The organism is Candidatus Margulisiibacteriota bacterium (genome assembly GCA_018822365.1).
GTDB lineage: Bacteria > Margulisbacteria > WOR-1 > O2-12-FULL-45-9 > XYB2-FULL-48-7 > XYB2-FULL-45-9.
Genome location: JAHJKL010000075.1, coordinates 1 through 3,509 on the forward strand (window position 1 = coordinate 1; position 3,509 = coordinate 3,509).

The 3,509-nt window shown below is 44.6% G+C and carries 5 protein-coding genes; 3 read left to right on the plus strand and 2 right to left on the minus strand.

Annotation, left to right across the window (positions count from 1 at the left end; all coding sequences use genetic code 11):
- On the minus strand, positions 1-416 hold a 416-nt coding region (locus KKF06_07500), incomplete at its 3' end, for a hypothetical protein (protein MBU1617600.1).
- Positions 417-732: 316 nt separating this feature from the next.
- On the opposite strand from KKF06_07500, the gene KKF06_07505 reads away from it, so the two are divergent.
- Complete coding sequence (locus tag KKF06_07505; GenBank protein ID MBU1617601.1) at positions 733-1,377, plus strand: DUF4386 domain-containing protein; 645 nt, start codon at positions 733-735, stop codon at positions 1,375-1,377.
- A gap of 46 nt (positions 1,378-1,423) precedes the next feature.
- Here the strand turns inward: KKF06_07505 and rsgA are convergent, their stop codons facing one another.
- Entirely contained in the window at positions 1,424-2,425 is a 1,002-nt protein-coding gene (gene rsgA, locus KKF06_07510) for a ribosome small subunit-dependent GTPase A (protein MBU1617602.1), read from the minus strand.
- Positions 2,426-2,541: 116 nt separating this feature from the next.
- On the opposite strand from rsgA, the gene KKF06_07515 reads away from it, so the two are divergent.
- Together KKF06_07515 and KKF06_07520 are read left to right on the plus strand one after the other, a co-directional pair.
- A complete protein-coding gene (locus KKF06_07515) occupies positions 2,542-2,970 on the plus strand; it encodes a MarR family transcriptional regulator (protein MBU1617603.1) in 429 nt (142 codons plus the stop codon).
- A 2-nt stretch (positions 2,971-2,972) separates the two neighbouring features.
- On the plus strand, positions 2,973-3,509 hold a 537-nt coding region (locus KKF06_07520), incomplete at its 3' end, for a pentapeptide repeat-containing protein (GenBank protein ID MBU1617604.1).

The window sequence follows — 3,509 nt, forward strand, 5'->3', positions numbered from 1 at the left end:
ATATAATCTTCGTAGGATCCAGAAGAATAATCTGCGGGAACAAATCCTTTATTGTAAACCCCCACAAGCAAAGTAGAAGATAGTTGTTTCGCAAGTTCTTCTTCTTCTTTTTTTGCCTCCTCGGCCAATCTATTTGCTTCCGTTTCTATCTTTAATTCCGCGTTTATAATCTCGCCAATAGTTTTTCCAATATAAGGAAATTTTCCTTCTTTTGAAAAAATCGAGCCGATCGATGAACGCATAATATAAGCCATCAACAGCCTAACCTCATCAGCAGTTAAATCTTTAGAATTCTTGATTTGCTCAAATATAGTGTCTTTATTTTTTTCAGTAACTTTAATATTTTTTGTGGGATTTCCACAACCAACCATAAATACTAGTAAACAAATCAACATAAAACCTAACATATTTTTCATCGTTATTTTAATCCCCATCCTTTGCTTATTTCGTACCCCTTCGATTCTTGGGCACAAATTTCATCTAGCTAGAACCAACCCTCTTAATTTCCCAACATCTTGTATTGTACAACATAAATCGGCTTTGGAGCCGGTCCGATCACGCTATTTTGCTTATCAAGATCACAATATATGCTTCCCCCCTTCCTTGCCCCCCTCCCCCAAATAAATAATACTTAATCGCCATGAATATTATTAATTAAACGCTCTTGAAGTCGCAAAGGATTAGTAATAAGATAACTGCCAAACACGCGGCTGGCGCGTATAGGAGAAAAACATGACAAGGAAAACAACTTTAACTATTTTAAGAATTCTCTACCCCATCTGGATGGTTCTGGGCATATTCGGAGTAATTTATGTTCCATCGTTGCTGGTTATCCCAGGCAACTCGACCGCCACTGCTGCCAATATCATCGCTAACGATTTCCTCTTCAGGTCCGGGATAATTGCCAGCTTGCTGACCCAGCTGGCCTTCATCTTTGCGGTCCTTCTTCTTTATAAATTATTCGAGACTGTTAATAAAGACCAGGCATTACTAATGGTAGTTTTAGCCCTTGTCAGCGTCCCGATCGCGATGCTGAGCAGTCTTAATAATGTAGCCGCAATTTATTCTGTGAATCAACCCCAACAAATGATGTTGTTCCTTTCGTTAAATGACCAGGGAGTTCTTATTGCTTCTATTTTTTGGGGACTCTGGCTCTTCCCTTTAGGTTACCTTGTCTATAAATCCGGTTTTTTTCCTAAAGTCATCGGTTGGGCGCTGTTCGTCGGGGGCATGGGTTACACCCTTGGATCATTGCTTAAACTTTTAACCCCAAATCTTCAATCCATAATTTCAATCTGTGAAGTGATGACCATGGGCGAAATTGTCTTCCTGGCCTGGCTGGTGATCAGAGGAGCAAAACTTAATCAGCATATATAACAATCGCTTCGAACATCACCAAAAAGGCGATGATCGGCGCGGCCGGTTAGGTTTTTCTCTTCTTGACTTCCTTCAGCGCGGTTTTAACCATTTTGCCAAAATCCTTGTCCCTCTGTCTTTTTTCCAGGCTCGACATGGCGTAGTAATCATTCTCTTTTTTCAATTTGAGATAATTTTTATATTTCTCTTTGCTTAAATCGCCCGATTTGAGCGCGGCCAGCACAGCACACCCCGGTTCGTGCTGATGGGTGCAATCGAGAAACTTGCAAGACCGGCTCAACTCTTCGATCTCGGCGAAAACGCTTTTTAGCCCCTCTGCCGCATCCGCCAGCCCAATCTCCCTCATCCCCGGATTATCGATGATCATCCCCCCATTCTTGAGGACAAAAAGTTCACGATGAGTAGTCGTATGCTTTCCTTTTTTCGTTTGAGCGCTTATCTCTTTGGTTGCTATCAATTCTTCTCCCAATAATTTATTGGTCAGCGACGACTTGCCAACCCCCGAAGAACCGAGGAGACAATAGATTTGCCCCGGTTCGATCGCCCGCGCCAGGCCATCGAAACCGTTCAAGACGTTGGTGGTTAGTAGCGGAACCTCTTTAAAGCGCTCTTTGACCTGGGCGGTAATTTCGGCCAGCTTTTCCGGGGGAAGAAGATCGATCTTGTTGAGGACCAAAACCGGGCTGATCTTTTCCGACTGAACGATCGTCAGGTAGCGCTCGAATCTGTTCAGGTTGAAGTCGCGGTCGACCGCTTGCACGATAAAAGCGGCATCAACATTAGCGGCAATCGGCTGAACCTCGTCCTTGCCGGCCGCTTTTCGCTTTAAAACACTTTTTCTGGGAAGTATTTCTTCAATAAGGGCGTTGCCGTAGCCCAGATCGACAATCTTTACCAGATCGCCCACCACCGGATAATCAAGGGGCGACTTGGCCGCGAAAATAATTTTACCGGCGACTTCAGCCCAGGCTTCCCCGCTTTCACCCAGAACACGGTACTTCCCCCGGTATTGGGCGATAACTCGGGCGGGTTTGATTTCGTTGTTCATACTATTTGTCCGGCAGAAAGAAACATTATACAAATAAATGCTTATTAATGCCACATCCTCAAAACAGACGGATTGACAATTAACATTGCTTGACATATGCTTGATGTATCAAGCATATGAAAAAAGCAAATGAACCAATAAGATTTATATTAGAGCTGGCAAAGACGCAAGCCATTGTTGGGCGCCGTTTTGACTGCGGGCTGGGCGGACTTGGCTTCAATGAATTTACGATCCTGTATAATCTTAATATGGCAAGCGATGGAACAATGCGCAGGATAGACCTGGCCAATAAAATTGGCCTGACCGCCTCCGGGGTGACGCGGCTATTATTGCCTATGGAAAAAATCGGACTAATTAAAAGCGGAGAAAGCGAAAGAGACGCCCGAACTCGATTTGTAACGATCACCTCTGCCGGCAGTCTTAAACTAAATGAAGCGATCGAACGAATAGAGTTGCTCCTGAAGGAAATAATTCCCATGGATAAAAAGATCAAAATCGAAAAGATATCGCGATTTCTTTCTGAATTAGGGATGCTTGCGCGTTAGCAATGAACGAATCACCAACCACCCCACTCCTTGCCCAAGCCGCTTTCATCAACCAAACTTTTAATGAGGTCAGCCTTCAAGAAGCTGACCTTAGCCGCAAAGAGTTCTCCGAATGCGCTTTCAACAAATGCGATTTTAGCGGCTCGGACTTCAGCGGCTCGATCTTCAGCGACTGTACTTTTACCGGATGTAACCTGGCAAACATCAAAGTCGATGGTTGCGGTTTCCGCTCGGTCAATTTCAACGGCTGTAAACTGATCGGGATCGTTTTTATCAAGATCAACAAACTGCTTCTTGATTGGAGCTTTCAAAAATGCAAGATCGCCCTCTGTAACTTCAGCGGGCTCGATATCAAACATAGCCGCTTTGGCGAGTGCGTCATCCAGGGGAGCGACTTCGTCAACGCCGACCTAAGGGAATCGGATTTTTCCGGCTGTGACCTGCAAAACAGCACCTTCCGCAAGGCCAACCTGGAAAAAGCCAACTTCACCGGCGCCTGGAATTATTATATCGACCCAACCCAGAATAAGGTCAAAGGA